This window comes from Streptomyces roseicoloratus (genome assembly GCF_004117935.1).
Taxonomy (GTDB): Bacteria; Actinomycetota; Actinomycetes; order Streptomycetales; family Streptomycetaceae; genus Streptomyces; species Streptomyces roseicoloratus.
The window spans coordinates 113,318-138,133 of sequence record NZ_SDOY01000175.1 but is presented as its reverse complement, the minus strand read 5'-3'; the positions used below and the strand labels follow the sequence as shown (position 1 = coordinate 138,133).

The window sequence follows — 24,816 nt, the reverse complement described above, 5'->3', positions numbered from 1 at the left end:
GCGAGAGGAATTGGGGCGAATCCCTATGCAGCAGACCGTGAAGGTGGTCGGGATCGGGGGTTCGCCCCGGCCGGACTCGACAGCCGAACGGGCCCTTCGCGCCGTCCTGGCCGAAGCCGAACGACGAGGAGCGGAGGTGTCGTTGATCGGCGGCGCCGAGCTGGTGATGCCGCTCTACGACCCCCGCGACGAGCTCCGCTCGGCGCGGGCACTCCGACTGGTGACCGAGATAGCCGGCGCGGACGGCATCGTCCTCGCCAGCCCCGCCTACCACGGGAGCATCTCGGGACTCGTGAAGAACGCCCTCGACCACGTCGAGGACCTGCGCGAGGACACCCGCCCGTACTTCAGCGGGCGGGCCGTCGGCAGCGTCGCCGTCGCCCAGGGCTGGCAGGGCGGCGTGTCCACGCTCGCCGCACTCCGCGACGTGACCCACGCCCTGCGCGGCTGGCCCACGCCGCTCGGCGTCGTCGTGAACACCGAGACCACCGGCTTCGGCCCGGACGGCACGTGCACCGATCCGCAGGTGCGCGGCCGGCTCGCGACCATGGCCGCGCAGGTCGTCGACTTCGCCCGGATGCGGCGGCACGCGGACGCCGCGCTCGAGACCGCCGGCGCCGACGTCCTGGCACCGGCGGGGAAGTGAAAACACACGTGGTGACCCGTCTGGCCACCCCGCCGACCGGCCGTCCGCTCGTGCACGGAGCCGTCACCTGCCCCCGGCCCGTGCCGGGGGCGGCGCTGCGGCTGTTCCTGTTCCACCACGCCGGCGGCTCGCACCTCCTCTACCGGGACTGGGAGCACGAGTTCCCGGCCGACTGGGAGGTGTGCGTCCTCGACGCCCCCGGGCGGGGGCGGCTGAGCGGCGCACCGCTGATCGACGACAGCGACGAACTCGTCGCCTTCTTCGCCGACGAGCTCCTGCCGTGGACGGACCGCCCCTTCGCGTTCTTCGGCCACAGCATGGGCGCCCTCGTCGCCTACGAACTGACCCGCCGCCTGACCGCCGAGGGACGCCCCCTGCCCGTCTGGACCGGCCTGTCCGCCTGCGGCGCGCCGCAGGCGGACCGCGACCCGGGGAAGCCGCGCGCACGCCACCTGCTCACCGACCGCGAGCTCAGGGACTGGCTCCGCTCGGTCGGCGGCACCCCCGACGCGCTGCTCGACGAGGACGTGGCCTGGCGCTACTTCGGCCCGGTGTTCCGCAGCGACTTCGCCCTCGTCGACACCTGGCGTCCGGAGCTCGACGCCGAGCCGCTGCGCACCGCCGTCTCCGCGTTCGGCGGCTCCGGCGACCCCGTGGTCGGACGGGACCGGCTGGCCGCCTGGGCGGCCCGTACGGAACGCTTCCTCGGCCTGAACATGTTCGACGGCGGCCACTTCTACCTCGCGGACCACCGGCGCGCGCTCACCCGGCGGATCACCGCGGCGGTCGCGGCGGCGCGCCGGACCGCGCAGGGGCACCCCGTATGACGTCGGACGAGGTCGTCGTCTGGTCGGTGCCGCTGCCCGGCGCGGCACGCGACGGCGATCTCGCCCTCCTGGACGACGCCGAACGCGCCCGGGCCGACCGCTATCTGCGGCCGGGGGACCGGGCGTCGTTCGTGGCGGGCCGGGCCGCCCTGCGGCGCGTCCTCGCCGAACACCTGGGCGTCGGAGCCGGTGCGATCGTCTGGGGACGCGCGCCCTGCCCCGGCTGCGGGAGCGAGCGCCACGGGCCTCCGCGCATCGCCGATCCGCCCACGCCCCTGACCTTCGGCTTCTCCCGTTCCGGGGCGTGGGCGCTGGTGGCCGTGGCGCCGTCGGGGCCGGTGGGCGTGGACGTGGAGGCGCTGCGTACCCTCGATGTCCGGGAGACGGCCGCCTTGTCCCTCTCCCCGCGGGAGTCGGCGTACGTCCTCGGACTTCCGCACGAAGAGCGGCTGAGGGCCTTCCACCGCGCCTGGGTCCGCAAGGAGGCGGTCACGAAGGCGGTGGGGGTCGGCATCGCGACGGACCTGAGACGCGTCGACGTGAGCCCCGACCGCACCGGGACCGTCACCGTCCGCTGCGACGCCGGAACGGGCCCGGACACGTGGACGGTGACCGACCTCGACGTCGGCGAGGAAGCGGTCGCCGCGCTGGCCCTTCCGGGAACACCGCGACAGCCCGCGATCCATGCGCGATGCTGGGGAACGCTTGAAAGCAGGAAAGGAATCAGATGAAATTCGTCGCCTTATCCGGGAGCCTGCGGGCCGGGTCGCTCAACACCGCGGTGGTGCGCACGGTCGCCGACCTGTGCCTGCCGCCGGTCTCCGTGACGGTCTACGAGGGCCTGGGGCAGCTGCCGTTCTTCAACCAGGACGTGGAGAGCGTGTGCCCGCCGCCCGAGGTCATGGCCTTCCGCGAACTGCTCGCGTCCGCCGACGCGGTGCTCGTCTCCAGCCCGGAGTACGCGCACGGCACGTCGGGCGTCCTGAAGAACGGCCTGGAGTGGGTGGTCGGCGGCGGAGAACTGGTGGACAAGCCCGTCGCCGTCGTCACCGCGTCGCCGTCGATGACCGGCGGTGACAGGGCCCAGGCCTGGGTCAAGGAGACCCTGGAGGTGATGGGCGCGAAGGTGCTCCCGGAATCGCTCCCCATCCCGCTCGCGGGCGCGAAGATCACGGACGGCCGGGTCCACGACGAGGCGACCCTGGCCGCCCTGAAGGACGTGCTCGCGGCGATGGCCCGGGCGGCGAAGGAGCAGGGCGCGCGGGAGGAGTGAGTCCGGGCTCCCGAAGCCCCTCGAGGCCGACTCGCGGCCCCCGAACGCACCGGACGTCCCGGTGCGTTCGGGGGCCGCGGCGCTGCCTCAGCGCTTGCCGATGTCCCTGAGCGGCAGACCGCCGCCCGCGAGGACGGCCTTGGAGAAGGCGCCGGCCAGTTCCGTCAGCCGGCGGGTGCCCTCCGCGCCCAGACGCTCGTACGGTGCCAGGTCCAGGCGGTCGGTCTCGGCCTCGACGGCACGGCGCAGCTCCGCGCCCTGGCCGGTGAGTTCACCCTCGGCGTCGAGGATCCCGCGTTCCACCAGCCGCTGCCGGGCCGCCGCCCACTCGTCCGGCGACCAGCCACGCGCCGACTGCAGGTACGCGGGGCGCCAGTTCGTGCCGGTGGCGGTGTGGGACACCAGGGCCTCGATCCCGTCGAGACCGGCCGCGGTGAGCGCCACGACGTGACCGTCCCCGCGGTGCTCGCGCAGCAGCGTCGCGGCGTGCCACAGGGCCAGGTGCGGCGCCTCGGGCACCGGCAGGTCGGCGTTGGCCGAGTACAGGGGCCGGCCGGGCCGGCCGCACCCGCCGGCCGCCCGGAGCGCCAGCTCGGCGGCCTCCGCCATCTCGCGGGAGGCCAGCGCCTCGCGTCCCAGGAGCCGGGTGAGATACGCGTCCGTGATCCGCAGCCGGGTCTCCAGCACGGCGGCGGGCGACGTGACGTCCCAGGCGCGGGGGAGGTGCCGCGCGACGAGGTCCGGGTGGAAGTTGTGGAAGGCCGCCGTGACCACGCCGGCGCCGACCGCGCCGAACGGCGCGGCGCGGCCGGCCAGGTAGGCCATGGGGCCCGGTTCCAGGCCGAGTCCGGCGAAGGCGTCGTCGTGCTCGGGAGCGAAGTAGTACGCCGCGTGGACGGGATGGTGAGCGTTGTAGCAACGCCGTGCTTCGCGCGGGGATATGGCCGTCATGGCCCCCACGCTACGTGGCCGACCGGCCGCGTGGCGCCCGGGTCGCGGGGTCCGGTGCGCAGGGCGAGGGACCTGGCGTCCCGCACGGCAGGCTCGGCGGCCCCATGCTGGACGCTCACCGCCGACGGCAGCGTCCGGGCCCTCGGCACGTGCCTCGACGCCGCCGGCGGCACCAAGGTGCAGCTCTACGCCTGCAACGGCACCGGCGGACAACGCTGGTCGTACGACCCCACCACGCACGACGTCGTGAACACGGCCGCCGGCACGTGCCCGGACGTCACGGGCAACTCGCCGGCCGACGGCACCCGCGCCCAGATCTGGACCTGCACCGGCGGCGCCGACCGGAAGTGGACCCGCCAGCCGTCCTGACGACGGCGTCGCCCCCAGGGCGTCCGTCCGGAAGGGAAGGGAAGAGGAGGGAAGGGAAGAGGAGGGAAGGGAAGCGAGAATTCTCCGGCCGGGGCCCGCGGCCCGCGTGTCCCGGCCGGCCCGCCTTCCGGGTTCCTCAGACAGGTATGTTCTGTTCCGCCCAGACGACCTTGCCGGTCGCGGTACGGCAGGAGCCCCAGCGCCGGCACAGCATGTTGACGAGCTGGAGCCCCCGCCCGCCCTCGTCGCTGACGTCCGCGTGCTGGATCTGGGGCAGGTCGGGACCCGTGTCCGAGACCTCCACGACGAGCCGATCGCCCCGCAGCAGGCGGAGCGCGCCCGGACCGTTGCCGTAGCGGAGCGCGTTGCCCACGAGCTCCGACACGACGAGCTCGCACACGTCCGCCAGCTCCCCGAGCCGCCACGCGGCCAGCTGCTCCTTGACCAGGTGCCGCGCCGCCGAAGCGGCCCGCCCGTCCTGCGGCAGCTGCCAGACGCGAAGGTCCTCCAGGCTCTCCGGCGTGCTCCTCGCGCTGAGCACCACGGCCTCGTCGAAACGGTCGGCCCCGGCCGGCGCGCGCTTCACCAGCCCGCCGCCCTCCAGGTCCTCCGGACTCAGACCCCGCGCCGCGGAACGCAGCAGCTCCAGCTGCTCGCTCAGGTCCGCCTGCCGGGACTTGACGAGCCCGTCCGTGTACAGGACAAGACCGCCGCCCTCCGGGACCGTGAGCCGCACCGCGTCGTACGGGATGACGCCGGCCCCGAGCGGCGCGCCGATCGGCACGTCGACGAACCGCGCGGAGCCCTCCCCGTCCAGGAGCAACGGGGGCAGATGGCCCGCGAGGGCCAGCGTGCAGCTGGAGTCCGCCGGGTCGAAGACCGCGCACAGGAACGTGGCGACCTGCTCGTCCTCCAGGTCACGGGTCGCGAGGTCGAGCCGGGCCAGGACGCGTTCCGGAGCCATGTCCAGGGTCATCAGGGTACGGGCGACCGCCCGGAGGCGACCCATGGTGGCGGCCGCCGGCAGTCCGTGGCCCATCACGTCCCCCACCATGAGGGCCGTCCGCCCGCCGGGCAGGGCCATGACGTCGTACCAGTCGCCGCCCGCGCCGTGGGGCGTCGCGGTCGGCGCGTACTCGGCGTGCACGCGCAGCCCCCGCGTGACCGGCGTCGCGCGCGGCAGCAGGGTCCGCTGCAACGAGACGACCCGCTCGCGCTCCCGCCCGTACAGCCGCGCGTTGTCAAGGAACACCGCCGCCTGGGAGGCGAGTTGCTCCGCCAGTGCCAGGTCCGTACGGGTGAACGGCGGCGAACCGGGACCACGGACGAAGTCCGCGGAACCGAGGAGCAGCCCGCGGGCGATGAGCGGCACCGCCAGGTAGCTGTGGACCCCGGCGGCCCGCATCTTCGCCGCGGCGCTCTCGGTCGGCGCGACCCGGTCGAAGTCCTCGTCACGGATGCGGCTCACGAGGACGGGGCGGCCCTGCCGCAGACAGTAGCGGTGCAGCAACGTCTCGTGATGCGTCTCGTCACGGACGAAGGTCTCGCCCACCGGGGTCGGTTCGAGCGAGGACAGCGACTCGACGGCGGTGAGCGCCGTGGCCCGCATCGGCGGCATGCCCGTACCGGTCCACCGCTCGCCCTCGTCGCCCCGCAGGACGCTCTCCAGGATGTCCACGGCGGCGCCGTCGGCGAAATCGGGCACGGTGAACCGGGTGAGCTCCTCCGCGGTGCGCTCCAGGTCCAGGGTCGTGCCGATGTGCGAAGCGGCGGTATTCAGCCAGGCGAGCCGATCACGCGTCGTGAGCCTGTCGAGGGGGACCTCTCCGCCCAGGCCCCTGCCGAGGCGCCCCCGCGCCCCGGCCAGACGGCGTGCCGCGTCGCTTCGGGTGGACGAGGCGCGCCTGGTCAGGCGCCGTCGCCCCTTGCCGTCGTGCACTCGTTCGGCCTCCAGACAGGAACTCGACACCACCTGATGCACAGCATGCACCGGAACAGGTCCCTGCGCACCGGTCACACGGAAACGAATCCGCCGCCGGCCTCGTCCTGGCCTGATCGCCGAGTGGTGCCCGCCTGCCGTGCGGAGCCGTCAGGTCCCGTCGGCGGCGCCGGTCGCCCTCGTGTGACGGAACAGCGTCACGGCCGCCAGGGCGACCACCGCCGCGCAGCCCAGGACCGCGAGGGCCTGCGCCCAGGCGAACCGCGCACCGAGGCTGTCCTGCAGCACGTCGACCGCGCGGGCGGAGGCCAGGACGTGGACCGCGAGGAGCCCGATCGTGCCCGCCGCCGTGGCGGCCCACACGGTCGCGCTGTCCCGCAGCACCAGCCAGGCACCGCACACCAGGCAGAACAGGGTGACCACGGCCGACAGGAGCGAGGCGTTGGCGCCGGAGCGCAGGCCCGCCACGTCGGTCGGGAGATGGATCAGACCGCACGCGAGCAGCGCGAGCGCCGCGGGCCAGCGCAGGGTCGAGCGCAGTGCGGGAGTGGACGTGTGACTGCCCGGCCCGGTCGCGAGCGCCTGGTCGAGGGGCGACCTCGCCGACGTCCTCGGCCCGCGCGAGGCCTTCGGCGCGCGCCCGGCGCGCGACGCCGAGGGGGACGCGGAGGGGGACGCGGACGGGGTCAAGGACGGGGTCAAGGACGGGTTCGGGGCTATGGACGAGGAGGCGGCGGTGGACCGGGCGCCCGCCAGGGCCGGCCGTGCCGGGTCCTCGGCGGCGCCGACGGCGCGCCAGCCGCCTGCGTCGGCGCCGATGATGCCGACGAGCGCGACGACGTCCTCGATGGGCCTGCCCACGGCCGCGGCGCGCAGGGTGGTCTCGGCCTGGCGGAGGTCGTACCCCGCCTCGTTGAGCACGAAGACCAGCTCCCGGACCTCGTCGAGCGGACGGGACACGGCGGCGGCGCGCAGTGCCAGGTCGGCCGGCCGGGACAGCTCGCCGGACTCGTTGAGCCGGGCGACGAGCGCGGCGACCTCCGGTACGGGCCGCTCGGTCGCGGCGGTCCACAACAGGGTGCGGATCGCCTCGTCACCGTCCTCGTCCGGGTCCTCGTCCTGGTTCCCGTCCGGGGCCGCGTCGTGGTCGGCGGCGGCGTCCTCGGGTCCGGGCGCGCCGCGCTCCATGAGAACGGACCCCACGGAGCCGGGATCCACGGGGTCGGGCTGCTCCACGGTGTCAGGGTCCACGATGCCGGGGTCCACGATGTCGGGGTCCGCGATGCCGGGTTCCCGAGACGTACCCCGAGCCCCCGTGTCGTCTGCTGCTTCTGCGGTCTTGATGTCGATGGGTTCGGGGGTCATGACAGGTGGTGCTCCGATCGCGGACACCGGGAGAGGCGTCCACCGTGGCTGGATCAGTACGCGCAGGCAAGCGCGTTCTGAACACCACTAGGAGGCAGCCGCCGAGGCTGCGCCATCCGGAAACGTCCCCGCTGGGCCGTTGGAGCGAAAAGCCGTCCCGAAGCGACCGTGCCGGGTGACAGCCCACGGCAGAGCCGATCGCGCAATGTCTGATCGAAATTCGATCATTCGACAAAGGTGCATTGACTCGATCATCGGCCACCCCTAGCTTCTGGCGACACCAGACCGCCAGAAGGGTGTTGCGTCATGACCATCGGTCCCCCCGCAGGCCGCCGGACGACGGGCCGCGGGCCCCTCGCCGTAGCCCTCTCGCTCACCGCCGCCGTCGCTCTCGCCACCACCGGCACCGCTGCCCGTGCCGACGTCCCCGCCCCGGCAGCGGGGAACACCACCTACGTGGACTGCTCCCGCCCGGCCGCCGGCGACGGCAGCCAGGCGGCGCCGTTCAACAGCATCGGCCAGGCCAACGGCAGGACGTACGCCCCGGGCGACACGCTCGCCTTCGCGACCGGCACCACCTGCACCGGCGCGCTCGCCCCGCGCGGCAGCGGAACCGCCGGAGCGCCCATCACGCTCACCTCGTACGGGACCGGCGCGCTGCCCGTCATCGACGGCAACGGCGCCCCCGACGCCGTCTCCCTGACCAACCAGGACCACTGGCGGATCGCCAACCTCAAGCTGACCAACCCGGCCGCCTCCCTCGCCCGCCGCACCGGACTGCGGATCTCCGCCACCGACGGCACCGCGCACCGCGGGTTCGACATCGGGTACCTCGTCGTCGACCGGGTGGCCGGACAGACGAACAAGAACAGCCCCACCACCGAGGACTTCGTACAGTCCGCCGGCATCGTCACCGGCGCGACCGGCACCGGCTCGACGCTCCACGACGTCCACGTCCATCACAACACGATCAGCAACACGGGCGGCGGCGGCCTCAAGATCCGTGTCGGCGCCATGGCGGTCAAGGGCAGCGGAGTGCTCATCGAGCACAACGTCGTCAAGGACGTCGGCGGGGACGGCATCATCGCCAGCTACGCCGACGCGCCGATGATCCAGTACAACAACGCCTCCGGCGTCGGAAACGGCGTGTACCCGTTCTCCGGCGGCAACTTCGCCGGCATCTGGGTGCTCGGCGACCGTGATCCGGTCATCCAGAAGAACGCCGTGTACGGCATCACGCGGATGTCGACGGCCGACAGCCAGGCCTTCGACTGCGACTGGGGCAACACCGGCACCTGCACGATCCAGTACAACTTCAGCCGCGACAACATCGGCGGCTTCTTCCTCGACTGCGACGGCTGCGGAACCATCGGCGGGGCCAAGCAGATCATCCGCTACAACATCTCCGAGAACGACTGCCGGATGAGCAGCGTCAGCGCCGGCCGGTCGGCCCTTCACCTGTACAACAACGTCTTCTACTGCACCGACCGGAGACTCGACATCACGCTTCCCGACGAGAGCGTCGTCGAGAACAACATCTGGGTGGGCACCACCGACTCCAGGCTGCCCACCGGAGCCGGAATCCGGTGGCTCTGGAACGTCTTCCAGGGCGTACCCCGCCCGACGGCCAACGGCATCGCCGGCGACCCGCGGTTCGTGAACCCCGGCACCGGCGGCGACACCATCCACTCGGTCGACGGCTACAAGCTGCGCGCCACCTCCCCGGCCCTGGACAACGGCTCCGTGATCAGCGGCAACGGCGGCCGCGACTACTGGGCGAACCCGGTGTCCCCGACGGCGAAGCCGCACCGAGGCGCGTACGACGGCCCGGGGCTCTAGTGCGTGGAGGATTCGTGAACGTGCGGTGATCGGGTGTTGATCGGCCGTAGAGCCCTGACGTGTTCCATCGGCGTCAGGGGGAAAGCGGCCCGACGGTCACCACCGGTCGCCGCCGCCTCCGGCGGGCCGTACCGGCACCCCGGCCCCCGTCCCCGGTTGTTGGCCAACCCACGGAAGGTGGACGAGGCATGGACGGTGTGCGGTCGCCGCAGTCGACGGCGGGCTTCGGAGAGCTGCTCAGGATCTGGCGCGAGCGAATCGGCCTGACCCAGCAGGTGCTCGCCGATCTCGCGACCCTGAGCGTCCGGGCGATCCGGGACATGGAGAGCGGACGGGTGCAGCGCCCCCGGCAGGAGACGGTCCGCCTCCTCGCCGACGCGCTGCGCCTCGAAGGCCCCCACAGGTCCGCCTTCGAGGTGGCGGCGCGACGCCACACGCCCGCGGAGGAGCCGCGCGACGAGCCGACCGCACCCCCGGTCGCCCGCGGCGCGATCGTCGGCCGGGAGCTGGAGGTCGAGGTGCTCGCCGACGCCCTCGCCGTCCACGGCGACCGGCTCGTGACCGTGGCCGGCCTGGGCGGGGTCGGCAAGACCCGGCTGGTCCTGGAGGTCGCGAGACGCCTCCACCTCGCGTCCCGGTGGTCCGTGCGCTGGATCGACTGCGACCGGCTCCCCGTCGCCGGACTCGTCCGCCGTACGGATCTCGCCCGCGCCCTCGCGGACCACCCCGGAGTGATGGGGGAGCGGCCCACCCTGCTCGTCCTGGACGGCGCCGACACCGGGGTCGACGCGGTCCTCCTCGACGAACTGTTCCTGCGCTGCCCCGGCCTCCGGGTCCTCATCACCGCCCGGGTCGCGCAACCGCTGCCCGGCGGCCAGGTCATCCCGCTCGCCCCGCTGCCGACCCCCGGGCCGGAGCTCGACCACGACCCCGTGGCCCTCGCCGAGGTGGGCGCCGTCCGACTGCTCCTCGCCCACCTGCGCCGGCTGCGCCCCGGCTACCGCCTGGAGCCCGACGAGGCCCCGGCCGTCGCCGCTCTCTGCCGCCAACTCGACGGACTTCCCGGCGCCTTGGAACTCATGGCCGGCTGGTCGACGGTGCTCTCGCCGCGCCAGCTCGTCGCCCGCCTCGCGGACGGCCCCTTCCACCTCGCGCCCCCGCCCGCCGGGTACGGCGGCAGGGCGGACGTCGGCGCGGCACTCGGAGCCGCGCTCGACCGGCTGACACGGGGCCAGCGCGACCTGCTGGAGCGCCTCGCCGCCGAACCGGGGGACTGGTCGGGCGAGGACGCCGTCGAGCTGAGCGGCCGGCCGCCGCACGAATGCCTCGCCGCGATGCACGAACTGCTCGCGAACGGACTGATACGCAGCGTCCCGGCCCGCGACGGCGTCCGCTTCACCGTCCTGAACCTCTTCCGTCGGTTCTGCGCGGGCACCGGCGCGCACGCGCACCTGCAGCTGGCGACGGCGAGCTGACGCACCGCCGCGACCGGGCCCGACCGGGTGCCGATACTGCCCGCATCCTGCCGGGCGAGCTGCCGGTCCGGCGCCCGCGGCCTCCCTAGCGTTTCCGTCCACGGGAGGGACGGCCCGAGGGCCCCGCACCAGGAGGCCCCGCCACTCCCTGGACTCCCACCACCTACCGACACAGAGGTTTGCGCCGTGGAGCAGCATGCCGTGGAGCAGCACGGAAAGGCCCGACCGGCCGTTCCGACGCCCGAGCCGGCCGTCCTGGACGTCGTCGTGACGACCATGTCCTCGGACTCGCACACCTGGAACCTGGTCTTCCTCCAGCTGCTGCTCGAGGAACTGGGGCACCGGGTCACCAACCTGGGCGCCTGCGTACCGGACGAGTTGCTGGTCGCCGAGTGCCGCCGGATCGAGCCCGACCTGATCGTGCTGAGCAGCGTCAACGGGCACGGCTTCCACGACGGACTGCGGCTGATCGGCGCACTCCGCGCCTGTCCCGAGCTGGCCGGCACGGCGACCGTCATCGGCGGGAAGCTCGGGATCTCCGGCCCCGGCGACCCGGCCCGGCAGCGGGAGCTGCTGGCGGCGGGCTTCGACGGCGTCTTCGAGGAGGGCGGTTCGGTCGTGGACTTCCGCTCCTTCCTCGCCGCGCTGCCCGCAAGCCCGCGTTCCCTGCCCACCGGATCCGGAGCGCTCCGGTGACCGGCCCCGGCTCCGCCCCCGACGCCGGCGCGCGCCCCGGCTTCGGTGACTTCGTCGCCCGCGCCCGGGCGGCCGGTGAGCTGGTCGTCCAGCCCAGGATGGGCATGGCCGATCCGCTGCGGATGCGCGACGGGCTGATCGCCACGCGGCACGCGGACGCCGTCACCGTCGGCACCCTCACCCTCGACAGCTACACCCGCACCGGCGACCTCGCCGCCGCCCGCCGCGCCCTCGCCGACGGCGTCGGTCTCAACGGCTACCCGATCGCCACCCACTCCACGGACACCACCCGTGCCGTGCTGCGCGGCGTCGCCGGCGCCCGCTTCCCGGTGCAGGTCAGGCACGGCTCGGCGAAGCCCGAGCACATCGTCCGCGCCCTCCTCGCGGCCGGTCTCGACGCCACCGAGGGCGGCCCGGTCTCGTACTGCCTGCCCTACAGCCGCACGCCGCTGCGCGAGGCGGTCGACCACTGGCGGCGCAGCTGCGAACTCCTCGCCTCCGCGGCGGAGTCCGGGGCGCGGCCGCACCTGGAGACCTTCGGCGGCTGCCTGATGGGGCAGCTCTGCCCGCCGAGCCTGCTGATCGCGGTGAGCGTCCTGGAGGCGCTGTTCTTCCGGCAGCACGGGCTGCGCGGCATCTCGCTCAGCTACGCCCAGCAGGCCGATCCGCGCCAGGACGAGGAAGCGCTCACCGTGCTCGGGCGACTGGCCGCCGAACTGCTGCCGGACGTCGACCACCACGTCGTCCTCTACGCCTACATGGGCGTCTTCCCCCGCACGCCCGGCGGTGCCCGGCTGCTCCTCGAGGACGCGGCCCGGCTCGCGGTACGGGCGGGAGCGGCCCGGCTGATCGTCAAGACCACCGCAGAGGCGCACCGGATCCCGACCGTGGCCGAGAACGTACGGGCCCTGGAAACCGCCGCCGCGGCCGCCGCCGACGAACGCGCCCGGCAGCGGCGCACCCCCGGGGACGCGCACGCCCTTGGCGACCCGCGCACCCCCGGGGACCCGCGCACCGCCGGCGACCCGCGCACCCCCGGGGACCCGCGCACCGCCGGCGACCCGCGCACCCCGCCCGGCCCCGACCGAACGGGCGCCGAGGACACCGGCATCGAGGCCGAGGCCCGTGCGCTCATCGGCGCCGTGCTCGCGCTCGACGCCGACGTCGGCCGGGCGCTGGTCCGGGCCTTCGCGGCCGGCCACCTCGACGTCCCCTACTGCCTGCACCCCGACAACGCCGGCCGGGCCCGCAGCTCGCTCGGGCCCGACGGACGGCTGCACTGGTCGAGCGTCGGATCGATGCCGATCGCCGGCCTGGCGGACGGCGGCCCGCGTCCGCCGATCCTCGGCTCGACGGGACTGCTCTCCGCGCTCTCCCACGTCCGGCGCGCCTACGACACCCGCGCCTCCGCCCGGCCGCCGACGCCCCCGGACCTGCCGTCCTCCGCGCACACCCCGCCCGTACCGCTGCCCCGCACGACGTCCACGCCACGACGAGAGTTGGGACTCACCACACCATGACCACCGACGGGCCCACCGCCCCCGCACCGCTCCCGGACCCGGGCCGCCACCTCACCGCCCCGGCGACCCGCAGCGCGCTCCGGATCCAGCACCGACTCCTCGCCGCCGCCCGCGAGTTCCTCCGCGAGCAGGGCTTCACCGAGCTGCTCCCGCCGGTGATCGGCCCGGTCACCGATCCCGGCTCGCGCGGCTCCAAGCAGGTCGACGTCGACTTCTACGGCCACCGCTACAAGCTGATGACGAGCGCCATCCTGTACAAGCAGGCCTCGCTGCTCGCCTTCGACAAGATCTTCTGCGTCGCCCCGAACGTCCGTCTGGAGCCGCTGGAGACCGCCGGCACCAGCCGCCATCTGGCCGAGTTCCACCAGCTGGACGTGGAGGTGGCGGGGGCGAGCCGGGACGACGCGGTCCGGCTGGTCGAGGAGCTGGTGGTGCACATGGTCGACAGCGTGGTCCGCGAGCTGCCCAAGGACTTCGCCGAACTCGGCCGGGACGTCGGCGCCTTCACCGAGCTGCTCAAGGGATCCTTCGGCCGGATGCGGCACGCCGATGCGGTGGCCGAACTGCGGGGGCTCGGACACCCGCAGAGCCCGGACGCCGAACTCGACTGGGCGGGCGAGGCCTTGCTGTCCGCGCAGCGGGACCGGCCGTTCTTCGTCACCGACTACCCGAAGGGATCGCGTGGCTTCTACGACCGCGAGCACCCCGAACAGCCCGGCCTGCTGAGGAACTTCGACCTGATCGCGGCCGAGGGCTACGGGGAGCTGTGCAGCGGCAGCCAGCGCACCAACGACTACGCGGAGATCGTCACCCGCATGCGGGAGACCGGCGAGAACCCGCAGAAGTACCGCTGGTACCTGGATCTCGTCCGCGAAGGCGTGCCCGGCAGCGCGGGCTTCGGGATCGGCGTCGAGCGGCTGACCCGGTACGTCGCCGGGCTGGACGCGGTCTGGCAGGCGAGCGCCTTCCCCAAGCTGGCCGGGGTGGTGTCTCCGTGAGCGACCTCTCGGCACCCGGCTTCCCGGAGGAGGAGGTCCGGCAGCGCGCCCGGGCCGGAGCGGCGGCCGCCTTTCCACCGCCCGGCGAGTACGGCCGCGTCCTGTTCGGCGCGGACCGGGCCGATCCGTACCGGGACGGCGAGCGCGACCCGCTCGACACGTTACGGATCACCCCGCCCGTCTTCATGCCGCAGCGGCTTGCCCGGCTGATCGACCTCGGCCGCGAGCCCGACTACCGCGACGTCGAACTCGCCACACCCGTGGGCGGGTTCACCTCGGCCCTGCCGGTGTACGTGTCCGCGCTCGGCTCCACCCGGGCCGCCGGCGGCGACCTCGGCCTCGCCCTCAGCCGCCAGGCGGGATCACTCGGCCTGCCCATGGTGATCGGCGAGAACGTCGTACCGGTGAACGGCTACGGACGGCTCGGCGAGGCCGCCGACCGGGCGCTCCTCGGCCGCCTCCGCGCGTACACGGAGGAACTCCCGGACGGGCGGGGCGGCGTCGTCGTCCAGCAGTCCACGGAGGACGCGGACGCCGAGGTCTGGAACCTGGTCTACAGCGACCCCGCCGCGCTGCCGCTGCTCGAATCCGGGCGGCTGGCCTTCGAGCTGAAGACCGGGCAGGGCGCCAAGCCGGGTCTCGGCGGCATGACGGTCCTGGACGCCGAGACGGCCGGCCGTCTCGGCGACCGCTACGGCATCGACGACGTCTTCGGCGACGGCCGGGTGCTGCGCTCCAGCACGCCCGGCACGTTCACGGCGGAGATCCTGCGCCAGCAGGTCCGGCTGATGCGCAACAACTTCCCGCGGGCCCGGGTGTGGGTGAAGCTGCACCCCGGCCGGGACGTCGCCGAGGCCGCCCGGGTCGCCGCCGAGGCGGGGGCGGACGCCGTCACGGTGGACGGAGCCGAAGGCGGCACCGGCTGGGCGCCGGGGGCCTTCCCCGCCCAGGTGGGTCTGCCGCTGGCGGAGTGCCTGCGTCGGATCACCGCCGCCGGGCCGCCGCCCTGCCTGCTGGTCTCCGGACGCATCTGGGAGGGCGGCCGGGCGGTGAAGAGCCTGGCGCTCGGTGCCCGCGCGGTCGGACTCGGCCGGGCGGCGCTCCTCGCCACCGCCGAGGACCCGGAGGCCGGCCTCGTACGGTTCACGGAATGCCTCGCACTCGAACTCCGGATGCTGATCAGTGCGCTCGGAAAGTACGCGCCGAGCGCACTGGACCGGGACGACGTCTGGTCCCCGGAATTCCCGGTAATTCCCGCCGGAGAATAATCGAAGAGCCTTCCTGGATTTCCCGTCCGCAGCCCGCCCGGGCGCCCACGCGCACCCGGGCGGGCTGCCTTGTTCTGCGTCAACACGCCTGGTCGAGCGGCAGTTGAAACTGCCGATGGACTTCCGAGCATTCTGCCGATCGGTCCCCGAACCCCGCCCTATCGTCGAATCCGCTACCGACCACTGCCCGTAGCTTCGTCGATTCATCGGGGTTGGATGATGGAATCTCGCGGTTTTCCCTTCATATCCGTCGCTCGACGGTTTCCGGACCGGCCGGCCCTGCGGATCGGTTCCTGGACCGTCACCTACGGGGACCTCGACGAGCTGAGCGGTGCCGTCGCCGCCCGGATCGCGCCCGGGCGGACCGTCGCCGTCACCGGAAGGGACCGGCTCGACCACGTGGTCGGCCTGCTCGCCGCCCTCCGGGCCGGCGCCGTCTGCCTCCCCCTGGACCGGGAGGCGCCCGAGGAGCGCAACCGCTGGATCCGCGAGGACGCCGGCGCCACCCTCGCCTACACCGACGGCCGGCTCGTCGAACTCGCCGCACCCACAGGGCCGCCCGACCGGTCCGACGGCTCTCGGCCGACGGACGGCGCCGAGGGGCACGACGACACCGCGGACACGACCGCGGACACCGACGACACCGGCCGGGCCGACGCACTCGCCGCGACCGCCGGATACCTCGTCTACACCTCCGGCACCACCGGCCGCCCCAAGGGCGTCCACGTGCCGCTCACCGCGCTGAACGGCCACCTGGCCGCCGCCGTCGAGCGCTTCGGGATCACCGAGGACGACGTGGTGCTGCACTTCGCCCGACCGACCGTCGACGTGGCCGTCGAACAGGTCCTCACCGCCCTGTGGGCCGGCGCCCGCATCGTCGTGCCCCAGGAGCAGCTCCTCGCGCCCGCCGCCCTCCTCGACCTCGTCGAGGCCGAGGGCGTGACCGTCGCCAACCTGGCCGCGGGTTACTTCCAGGAAGTGGTGGCCGCACTGCGCGAGCAGGGCCGCAGGGCGCCGCGCAGCCTCCGGCTGATGATCTCCGGCAGCGACCGGCTCTACCCGGACGCCGCGGCCGGCTGGTGGGCCGCCACCGGCGTCCCGCTGCTCAACGCCTACGGGCCGACCGAGACCGTGGTCACCGCCACCGTCCACGAACTGACGGGCCCGGCCGCGGGGGAGGACCCGCAGGCCGCGACCGTCCCCATCGGCCGACCGCTCGGCGACCGCCGCGCCTACGTCCTCGACGAGCGGCTGCGGCCGGTGGCGCCCGGCACGACCGGTGAGCTGTACCTCGGCGGGCCGCTGCTCGCCTCCGGCTACCACGGCCGATCCGGCCTCACCGCGGGCCGGTTCGTCGCCGACCCCTTCGCGCCGGAGCCCGGCGCCCGGATGTACCGCACCGGCGACGTGGTCCGGCGCTCCGGCGCCGAAGCTCCGCTGGAGTTCGTCGGCCGCGCCGACCACCAGGTGAAGATCCGCGGCTTCCGGGTCGAGCCCGGCGAGATCGAGCAGACGCTCGCCGGTCACCCGGACGTCGCCGGCGCCGTCGTCGTGGCGCACGAGGGCCGGCTCGCCGCCTACGTGACCCCGGCCGGAACCACCCCCGCCCCCGACCCGGCCGCGCTCCGCGCCCACCTGGCCGAGCGGCTCCCCGAGCACATGGTCCCCGCGACCGTCACCCCGCTGGACGCCTTCCCCCTGACCGCGGGAGGCAAGGTCGACCGCGCGGCGCTGCCCGAGCCGCGGGCCGTGCCCGCCGCACCCGCCCCGGGCCGCCGGCCGCCCCGTACCCCGGCCGAGCAGCTGATCGCCGCCGTGTGGGCCGACGTCCTCGGCGTGCCCGAGGTCGGAGCCGACGACAACTTCTTCCACCTGGGCGGGGACTCCCTCACCGCCGTACGCGTGGTCGGCCGCGTCTTCGACGTGTTCGGCATGATCTCCCCGTACACCATCTTCGACGCGCCGACCCTCGCCGAGTTCGCCGCCGCCGTCACCGCCGCGTCCGACGCCGGCGAGCGCCCGGAGCTGGTCCGGACCGGCGCCGCCGAGGCGCCGCTGGCGAACTTCCAGCGCGGACTGTGGTTCCTCGACCAGTGGAACCCCGGCGCGCCGACCTACGTCGTGCCCTGGGTCTTCCGCTTCGCCGGACCCGTCGACCCCGAGCCGCTGCGCCGGGCGCTGGCCGGCGTCGTCGACCGCCACGGCGCGCTGCGCACCACGTTCGAGCTCGGCGACGACGGCCCCCGGCAGGTCGTCCACCCCTCCGTGGACGTGCCGTTCGCCGTCCGGGAGACCACCGCCGACGCCGTGGACGCGCTGATCGCCGAGGCCGCGCTCGTGCCCTTCGACCTGGAGAACGGACCGCTCGTCCGCGCCCACCTCTACCGCACCGGCGAGACCTCCACCCTGCTGCTGCTCTGCCACCACATCGTCTGGGACGAGGGATCGCTGCCCGTCCTCGAGACCGAGCTGGCCGCCCTGTACGAGTCCCTCACCACCGGACGCCCCGCCGAACTGCCCGAACTCCCGGTCCAGTACGCCGACTACAGCGCCTGGCAGCAGCAGGACGGCACCGCCGAGCGGCAGCTCGACCACTGGCGCGAGCAGCTGCGCGACGCGCCCACCGAACCGGTCCTCGCCCCCGACCGGCCCCGTCCCGAGGTCCAGGCCTTCCGCGGTGCGTTCCACCGCTTCGCCATGCCCCGCCCGGTCGCCGAGGCCGTCCGCGCCCTGGCCCGCAGCGAGGACGCGACGCCGTACATGGTGCTCCTCGCCGGACTCGCGCTCACCCTCCACCGGCGCACCGGACGCCGCGACCTCGTCCTCGGCTCCCCGGTGAGCGTCCGTGGCCGCGCCGAACTCGACGCCCTCATCGGCTACTTCGTCAACCTGCTGCCGCTGCGCATCCGTCTCGACGAGGACATGGACTTCCGCGACCTGGTCCGGCACGTCCGCGAGGTGGCCATCGACGGCTACCGCCACCAGGAGGCTCCCTTCGACGCCATCGCCGGCGCCGTCATGGCGGACCGGCCCGACGACCGCAGCGAGGACCGCAACCCGCTCTGCCAGGTGCTCCTCGAACTCCACCCGCTGGACACCCGCCCCCTGACGATCGGCGGCACCGAGGTCACCCGCGAGCTCCACTCCAATCCGGTCTCCCGCTTCGACCTGTCGATCTCCGTCGACGACCGCGGCACCGACTTCACCGGCCGTTTCGAATACGACTCCGACCTCTTCGACCCGGGCACCATGGCCGAACTGTGCGAGGCGTGGCTCGGCACGCTCGCCGCGGCCGTCGAGGCACCCGTGCACACCCTGTTCGAGGACCGGGCCGCCCGCCGGCCGCGGGCCCTCGCCCTGGTCTCCGGCGCGGACCGCGTCGACTACGGCACCCTCAACGAGCGGGCCAACCGCCTCGCCCACCACCTCCGGGACCTCGGCATCGGCCGCGGCGACACCGTCGCCGTCCTGGTGGAACGCGGACCCGACCTCGTCGTCGCCCTGCTCGCCGCCCTGAAGACCGGCGCCGCCTACACCCTGCTCGACCCGGACTTCCCGGCCGAGCGGCTGGCCGGCGCGGTCACCGACAGCGCGGCCGCCCTGCTCGTCACCCACCGCCGCACGAGCCCGCCGTTCCCGGTCGCCCGCCACCTCGACCTGGACGCCGAGGCCGCCGCCGTCGCCGCCCGGCCGAGCCACGATCCCGGCCTTCCCGTCACCGGCGCCGACCTGGCCTGCGTGATGTTCACCTCCGGCTCCACCGGCCGCCCCAAGGGCGTCGCCGTCCCGCACCGCGCCCTCACCACCACCTACCTCGGCCAGGACTACGCCAGGTTCGGGCCCGAGGAGGTGTGGCTCCAGTGCTCCCCGGTCTCCTGGGACGCCTTCGCCCTGGAGCTGTACGGCGCCCTCGCCTTCGGCGGCGCGTGCGTGCTCCAGCCCGGTCAGCGGCCCGACCCGCAGGCCGTCGCCGAACTGACCCGGCGCCACGGCGTCACCCAACTCCAACTCTCCGCCAGCCTGTTCAACTTCCTCCTCGAAGAGTTCCCGGACACGTACGACGACCTGCGGGTGGCCTTCACCGCCGGCGAGCGGGCCTCCGTCACCCACGTCGGCAAGGCGCTCGACCAGTACCCGGAGCTCGTCGTCGCCAACGGCTACGGCCCCGTCGAGAGCCTCGGCCTCACCACCTGCCACCGCGCCACCCCCGAGGACGCCGACGGATCCTCCATCCCGATCGGCCGCCCGCTGCACGGCAAGGACATCCACGTCCTCGACGAGCGGCTGCGGCCCGTCCAGGACGGCACCACCGGCGAGCTGTACGCGGCCGGCGCCGGCCTCGCCCTCGGCTACGTCGGCCGTCCCGGCCTCACCGCCGAACGCTTCGTCGCCTCCCCGTTCGGCGCGCCCGGCGAGCGGCTCTACCGCACCGGCGACCTCGGCCACCGGACCGCCGAAGGCGTCCTGGAGATCACCGGCCGCATCGACGACCAGGTGAAGATCCGCGGCTTCCGAGTGGAACCCGGCGAGATCGAGGACGCTCTCACCCGCCACCCGTCCGTGCGCGAAGCCGCCGTCACCGTCCACGAACCGGCCCCCGGCGACCGCCGGCTCGCCGCCTACGTGACCGCAGCGGGACCGGCGCGCCCCGACCCGGACGCGCTGCTCGACCACCTGGCCGGCCTGCTGCCCGAGCACATGGTCCCGACCACCCTCGACGTCCTCGACGCGCTGCCGCTCAACCAGAACGGCAAGACCGACCGCCGCGCCCTGCCCGCCCCGGCCCCGCGGCCGACCGCCGCTCCGGCCGACCCGCTGACCCCGGACCAGCGCCTCGTCGCCGACGCCGTCCGCACCGTCCTCAAGCTCACCGAGGACCCCGGCCCCGACGCCGACTTCTTCCGGCTCGGCGGCAACTCGCTGGCCGCCGTGCGGGTCGCCATGCAGCTCTCGCAGCGGACCGGCGGCCGCGTCCCGCCCCAGGCGGTCTTCCGCGGCCGGACGATCGCCGCCATCGCGGAACGGATGGCCGCCCGATGACCCGCCCCGCCCAGCCGCAGGCCCCCACGCCACGCCCGCCGACCGAAGGGAACGAGGCCGTGAGCCCGTCCGCCGACCTGCCCGCAGCGCCGCCGCACACGCCCCCGGCCGGCTCCTCCCGTACCGCGCCCGTCTCCGGCCTCCAGCGCGGACTCTGGTTCCTCGACCGGTGGAACCCGCAGGACGCCACGTACACCACACCCTGGACGTACGACGTCACTGGCCCGCTCGACCTCGCCCTGCTCCAGCGGGCCCTCGACGGCGTCGTCGCCCGCCAGGAGGCGCTGCGCACCACCTTCGAGCTGGGCGAGGACGGCCCGCGCCAGCGCGTCCACCCCACCCTCGCCGTGCCGCTCGCCGTCACCGACCTCCGCGACCTGCCCGAGGACCGACGGGCCGCGCGCGCCGAGGAGCTGATCGCCGAGCGGGCCGCCGCACCCTTCGACCTGACCACCGGACCGCTGCTGCGCGCCGACGCCTTCCGGCTCGCCGACGACCGCACCACCCTCCTCTTCGTGGTCCACCACATCGTCTGGGACGGCTGGTCCGCCGAACTCTTCGAACGCGAACTCGCCACGTTCCACGCTGCCTTGGGCGCGGAGCGGGTGCCCGAGCTGCCGGTGCTCACCACCCGCTACACCGACTGGGCAGAGGAAGGCCGGCACACCTCGTACGAAGAGCACCTGGCCCACTGGAAGCGCAGCCTCGACGGCGCCCCCACCCTCCTGGAACTGCCCGGGGACCGGCCGCGGCCCGCCGAGCGCAGCCCGCGCGGCGCCACCGAACCCTTCGACCTCGCGCCCGGCACCGCCGCCCGGGTCCGCGCACTCGCCGAACAGGAAGGCGTCACCCCGTTCACCGTCCAGCTCGCCGCCTTCGCCCTCCTGATGAACCGCTGGACCGGTGCCGACGACCTGATCGTCGGCACCCCCGTCACCACCCGCGACCGGCCCGAACTCGCCGATCTGCTCGGATACTTCGTCAACCTGCTGCCGCTGCGCGTCCGGCTCGCCCCCGACGCCACCTTCCGCGGGCTGCTCGCCGACGTCCAGGACGGCGCCTTCGACGCCTTCGGCTACCTCGACGTCCCCTTCGACCAGCTGGTCGACCTGCTCGGCACCGCCCGCAACCCGCAGCACCCGCCGCTGGTGCAGGTGGTGTTCGGTGCCCACGCCGAGGACCCCAGGCCACTCGTGCTCGGCGCCGCCACCGCCGTGCGGCGCGCCCGCTCCAACGGCACCAGCAAGTTCGACCTCACCTGGTCCGTCTTCGACAGCACCGGCGCCGACGGTGGGTGCCCGGGCGAACTGCGCGGCGAGGCCGAGTACAGCAGCGACCTCTTCGACGCCGACACCGTGCGCCGGCTCGCCGCCGACTACGCGGGCCTCCTCGACGCCGCCCTCGGCGACCCGGACGCCACCGTCCTCCGGCTCACCACCGAAGACCGGCCCCACCGCTCCGCACGGCTCGACCCGGGCCACTGCCTCCACCACCTCTTCGAGCGGGCCGCCGACGCGTACGGCGACCGGCCCGCCGTGAGCGACGGCCAGGTCACCCTCACGTACGCCGAACTCGACACCCGCGCCAACCAGTTGGCGCACACCCTGATCGACCGCGGAGTGCGCCCGGGCGACCGGGTCGGCCTGCTCCTCGAACGCACCGCCGCCGTCCCCGCCGCCGTCCTCGCCGTCCTCAAGACCGGCGCCGCCTACGTGCCCGTCGACCTGGCCGCCCCGGCCGACCGCGCTGCCCTCGTCTTCGGCGACACCGCCGTCACCCTCGTCCTCACCGACCGGCCCGACCGGGCCCCCGACGGCCCCTGGCAGACCCTCGACCTCACCGCCGCCGGCGCGGAGACCGCCGCCCGCCCGGCCGTCAGACCGCCCGCCGCCGGCCGCCCCGGCGACCTCGCCTACCTCATCTTCACCTCGGGCTCCACCGGCCGCCCCAAGGGCGTCGGCGTCGCCCACGAGCACGTCAGCCGCCTCCTCGACTCCGGCCGCGACCACTTCGGCTTCGGGCCCGACACCGCCTGGACGCTCTTCCACAGCTACGCCTTCGACTGGACCGTCTGGGAGCTGTGGGGCGCCCTCCTGCACGGCGGCCGCCTGATCGTCGTCCCCTACCTCACCAGCCGCTCACCCGACGAGTTCGCCGGACTCCTCGACGAGGAAGCGGTCACCCACCTGTGCCTCACACCGTCCGCCCTCCGCCAGCTCGAACCGGCGCTGCGCCGCCGCCCGCGCGAACTGCCCGCACTGCGCTGGATCATGCTCGGCGGCGAGGCGCTCGACCCGGCGGTCGTCCAGCGCTGGCACGAACTCGACCCGTTGCCGCCCGCCCGGCTCTGCAACCTGTACGGCATCACCGAGACCACCGTGCACGTCACCGTCCACGACGTCGCCGAAGGCGGCGCCGGCTTCGCACGCAGCCTGGTCGGCGCACCCATGCCCCACCTCACCGCCCTCGTCCTCGACGACTGGCTGCGGCCCTGCCCGCCGGGCGTCCCCGGCGAGCTCTACATCGGCGGCGGCAGTCTCGCCCACGGCTACTGGGGCCGCCCCGGCCTCACCGCCGGCCGCTTCGTCGCCGACCCGTACGGCCCGCCCGGCGCCCGGCTCTACCGCACCGGCGACGTCGCCAGACGGCTCCCCGACGGCGGTCTCGAATACGTCGGCCGCGCCGACTTCCAGGTGAAACTGCGCGGCTTCCGGATCGAACTCGGCGAGATCGAGAACGCCGTCGCCGCCCATCCCGACGTGGACGCGTGCGTGGTCACCGTCCACGAGGACCGCCTCGCCGCGTACGTCACGGGAAGCGCGTCCGCCGAGCCCCACGACCTGCGGGACTTCCTCGGCCGCACCCTGCCCGCGTACATGATCCCGGCGACCGTCACCGTCCTGGACGCGATCCCGCTCACCGTCAACGGCAAGGTCGACCGGGCCGCGCTGCCCGCACCCGACCGGGCCGCGGCCGCCACCGCCGGCGGCCGGCACGTCGAGCCGCGCACCCCGGAGGAGGAGCTGTTCGCCGCCGTCTGGACCGACGTGCTCGGCGTCGCCGGCATCGGCGTCCACGACGACTTCTTCCACCTCGGCGGCGACTCCATCCGCGCCGTCCAGCTCGCCGGCGCCCTGCACGACCGAGGCTGGCAGGTCACCCTGCGCGACGTCTTCAACGCCCCCACCGTCGCCGAACTCCTGCCACTGGCCCGCCCGGTGGCCACCGACCCCGACGCCGGCCGGCCGTTCGCGCTGATCGACGACGAGGACCGGGCCGACCTCCCGCCCGGGATCGTCGACGCCTACCCCATGGTCTCCATGCAGCTCTCCATGGTCTTCCACATGGAGGTCGCCGGCGGCACCGACAGCTACCACAACGTCAACTCCTACCGCATCGGCGGAGACCTCGACGAGACCGCCCTGCGCCGCTCGGTCGAGGAGGCCCTGGCCCGGCACGCCGTCCTGCGCACCGGACTCGACCTCTCCGGCTACGGCGAGCCGCTCCAGCTCGTCCACGGCACACTCCCCGCACCGGTCGAGTTCGCGGACCTGCGCGGCGCGAGCCCGGAGCAGCAGGACGAACGGATCCGCGCCGTCTTCGCCCACCACAGGGACCGGCCGTTCGACCTCACCGCGCCACCGCTGTTCCGGATCACCGCGCAGCGGCTCGCCGACGACGCCTTCCAGCTCACCATCTCCGAGCACCACGCCATCCTCGACGGCTGGAGCTTCACCTCGCTCCTCACCGAGATCCTCGAACGGCACACCGCGCTCGCCGCCGACCCGTCCTCCGCGCCCACGCCGCCGCCCCGCACCTCCTTCCGCGACTTCGTCGCCGTGGAACGCGACGCCGCCGCCGACCCGGAGTCGCTCGCGTACTGGCGGGAACGGCTCGACGGCGCCACCGGCCAGCTCTGGCCCGGCAGCGAGGACGTCCACGAACTGCCGCGCACGGTGGAGCGGGTGCTGCCCGACGCCCCCGGACAGCTGCGCGCCGTCGCCGACGCCCTCGCCGTCCCGGTCAAGTCGGTCGCGCTCGCCGCCCACCTCCACGCCCTCGCCCGGATCACCGGACGGCGCCGGGTCACCACCGGCCTCGCCATGAACGGCCGGCTCGAACGGCTCGGCGGCACCGAGGTGTACGGCCTGTTCCTCAACACCGTCCCCCTCGTCGCCGAGCCCGGGGACGACCTGGCGGCGCTCGTCCGCCACGTCCACCGCGAGGAACTGGACGTGATGCCGCACCGCCGGGTCCCGTTCGCCCGCCTGGCCCGCATGATGGCCGACACCGCCCTCGACAGCCAGTTCGGCTACCTGCGCTTCCACGCCCTCGGCCGCCTCAGCGCCGCCCGCATCGAGGACGCCCGCATCGGCTGCGAACCCACCCTCCGCCACGAGCCGAACAGCTTCGCCTTCGGCGCCTCCCTGATCCAGGACCCCGTCTCGGACCGCGTCCTGCTCGCCGTCGACCACCAGCGCGCGGTGGTGGACGACACGACGGCGGAGGAGTTCATGGACGCGTACGAGGAAGCGCTACGGCGCCTGGCGGACGACGTCTGACCCGACGGGTCCACCGGCCCTCGGGGTCACCTGATCCCGGGCGGTCCG

Annotated in this window: 15 protein-coding genes and 1 pseudogene; 13 read left to right on the top strand and 3 right to left on the bottom strand. The window is 74.3% G+C overall.

The features are described 5' to 3' along the window. Nucleotides 1-25 precede the first annotated feature (25 nt). Genes ESG85_RS33015 through ESG85_RS33000 form a run of 4 tightly spaced genes read left to right on the top strand, consistent with a single transcriptional unit; the run spans nt 26 to nt 2,746 of the window. Nucleotides 26-646 (top strand): NADPH-dependent FMN reductase, encoded by a 621-nt coding sequence (locus ESG85_RS33015; protein WP_128984850.1) that lies wholly within the window; start codon nt 26-28, stop codon nt 644-646. Between the two features lie 8 nt (nt 647-654). After that, on the top strand, nt 655-1,473 hold the full coding sequence (locus ESG85_RS33010) for a thioesterase II family protein (protein WP_181019182.1): 819 nt from the start codon (nt 655-657) through the stop codon (nt 1,471-1,473). Continuing rightward, on the top strand, nt 1,470-2,204 hold the full coding sequence (locus ESG85_RS33005; RefSeq protein ID WP_128984848.1) for a 4'-phosphopantetheinyl transferase family protein: 735 nt from the start codon (nt 1,470-1,472) through the stop codon (nt 2,202-2,204). Before ESG85_RS33010 ends, ESG85_RS33005 begins: the two co-directional genes overlap by 4 nt. Continuing rightward, nucleotides 2,201-2,746 carry an NADPH-dependent FMN reductase gene (locus ESG85_RS33000; RefSeq protein WP_128984847.1) on the top strand — a complete coding sequence of 182 codons (546 nt, stop codon included), beginning with the start codon at nt 2,201-2,203 and terminating at the stop codon, nt 2,744-2,746. Before ESG85_RS33005 ends, ESG85_RS33000 begins: the two co-directional genes overlap by 4 nt. 87 nt (nt 2,747-2,833) lie before the next feature. Here the strand turns inward: ESG85_RS33000 and ESG85_RS32995 are convergent, their stop codons facing one another. After that, nucleotides 2,834-3,697 (bottom strand): SCO6745 family protein, encoded by an 864-nt coding sequence (locus ESG85_RS32995; protein WP_128984846.1) that lies wholly within the window; start codon nt 3,695-3,697, stop codon nt 2,834-2,836. Nucleotides 3,698-3,787: 90 nt separating this feature from the next. On the opposite strand from ESG85_RS32995, the pseudogene ESG85_RS32990 reads away from it, so the two are divergent. After that, nucleotides 3,788-4,066, top strand: a pseudogene (locus ESG85_RS32990) (ricin-type beta-trefoil lectin domain protein); the annotation flags it as partial. A 136-nt stretch (nt 4,067-4,202) separates the two neighbouring features. On the opposite strand, the gene ESG85_RS32985 reads toward ESG85_RS32990, so the two are convergent. Both ESG85_RS32985 and ESG85_RS32980 read right to left on the bottom strand, forming a co-directional pair. Then, entirely contained in the window at nt 4,203-6,005 is a 1,803-nt protein-coding gene (locus ESG85_RS32985) for an ATP-binding SpoIIE family protein phosphatase (RefSeq protein WP_128984876.1), read from the bottom strand. Between the two features lie 150 nt (nt 6,006-6,155). After that, nucleotides 6,156-7,370 carry a hypothetical protein gene (locus tag ESG85_RS32980; protein WP_246095512.1) on the bottom strand — a complete coding sequence of 405 codons (1,215 nt, stop codon included), beginning with the start codon at nt 7,368-7,370 and terminating at the stop codon, nt 6,156-6,158. A gap of 306 nt (nt 7,371-7,676) precedes the next feature. On the opposite strand from ESG85_RS32980, the gene ESG85_RS32975 reads away from it, so the two are divergent. The 8 genes from ESG85_RS32975 to ESG85_RS32940 all read left to right on the top strand — a co-directional run bounded on the left by ESG85_RS32975 (nt 7,677) and on the right by ESG85_RS32940 (nt 24,768). Then, nucleotides 7,677-9,209, top strand: coding sequence for a right-handed parallel beta-helix repeat-containing protein (locus ESG85_RS32975; protein WP_128984844.1), 1,533 nt, complete (start codon nt 7,677-7,679; stop codon nt 9,207-9,209). Between the two features lie 188 nt (nt 9,210-9,397). Then, complete coding sequence (locus ESG85_RS32970; RefSeq protein WP_128984843.1) at nt 9,398-10,684, top strand: helix-turn-helix domain-containing protein; 1,287 nt, start codon at nt 9,398-9,400, stop codon at nt 10,682-10,684. Nucleotides 10,685-10,870: 186 nt separating this feature from the next. After that, entirely contained in the window at nt 10,871-11,380 is a 510-nt protein-coding gene (locus ESG85_RS32965) for a cobalamin B12-binding domain-containing protein (protein ID WP_128984842.1), read from the top strand. Next, nucleotides 11,377-12,900 (top strand): methylaspartate mutase, encoded by a 1,524-nt coding sequence (locus ESG85_RS32960; RefSeq protein ID WP_246095510.1) that lies wholly within the window; start codon nt 11,377-11,379, stop codon nt 12,898-12,900. The genes ESG85_RS32965 and ESG85_RS32960 overlap by 4 nt, the downstream gene beginning before the upstream one ends. After that, entirely contained in the window at nt 12,897-13,898 is a 1,002-nt protein-coding gene (locus tag ESG85_RS32955; protein WP_128984841.1) for an asparagine synthetase A, read from the top strand. Before ESG85_RS32960 ends, ESG85_RS32955 begins: the two co-directional genes overlap by 4 nt. Further along, on the top strand, nt 13,895-15,166 hold the full coding sequence (locus ESG85_RS32950; RefSeq protein ID WP_128984840.1) for a glutamate synthase-related protein: 1,272 nt from the start codon (nt 13,895-13,897) through the stop codon (nt 15,164-15,166). The genes ESG85_RS32955 and ESG85_RS32950 overlap by 4 nt, the downstream gene beginning before the upstream one ends. 219 nt (nt 15,167-15,385) lie before the next feature. Beyond that, a complete protein-coding gene (locus tag ESG85_RS32945) occupies nt 15,386-20,206 on the top strand; it encodes a non-ribosomal peptide synthetase (protein WP_128984874.1) in 4,821 nt (1,606 codons plus the stop codon). Nucleotides 20,207-20,265: 59 nt separating this feature from the next. Continuing rightward, entirely contained in the window at nt 20,266-24,768 is a 4,503-nt protein-coding gene (locus tag ESG85_RS32940) for an amino acid adenylation domain-containing protein (protein ID WP_246095506.1), read from the top strand. Nucleotides 24,769-24,816: the final 48 nt, after the last annotated feature.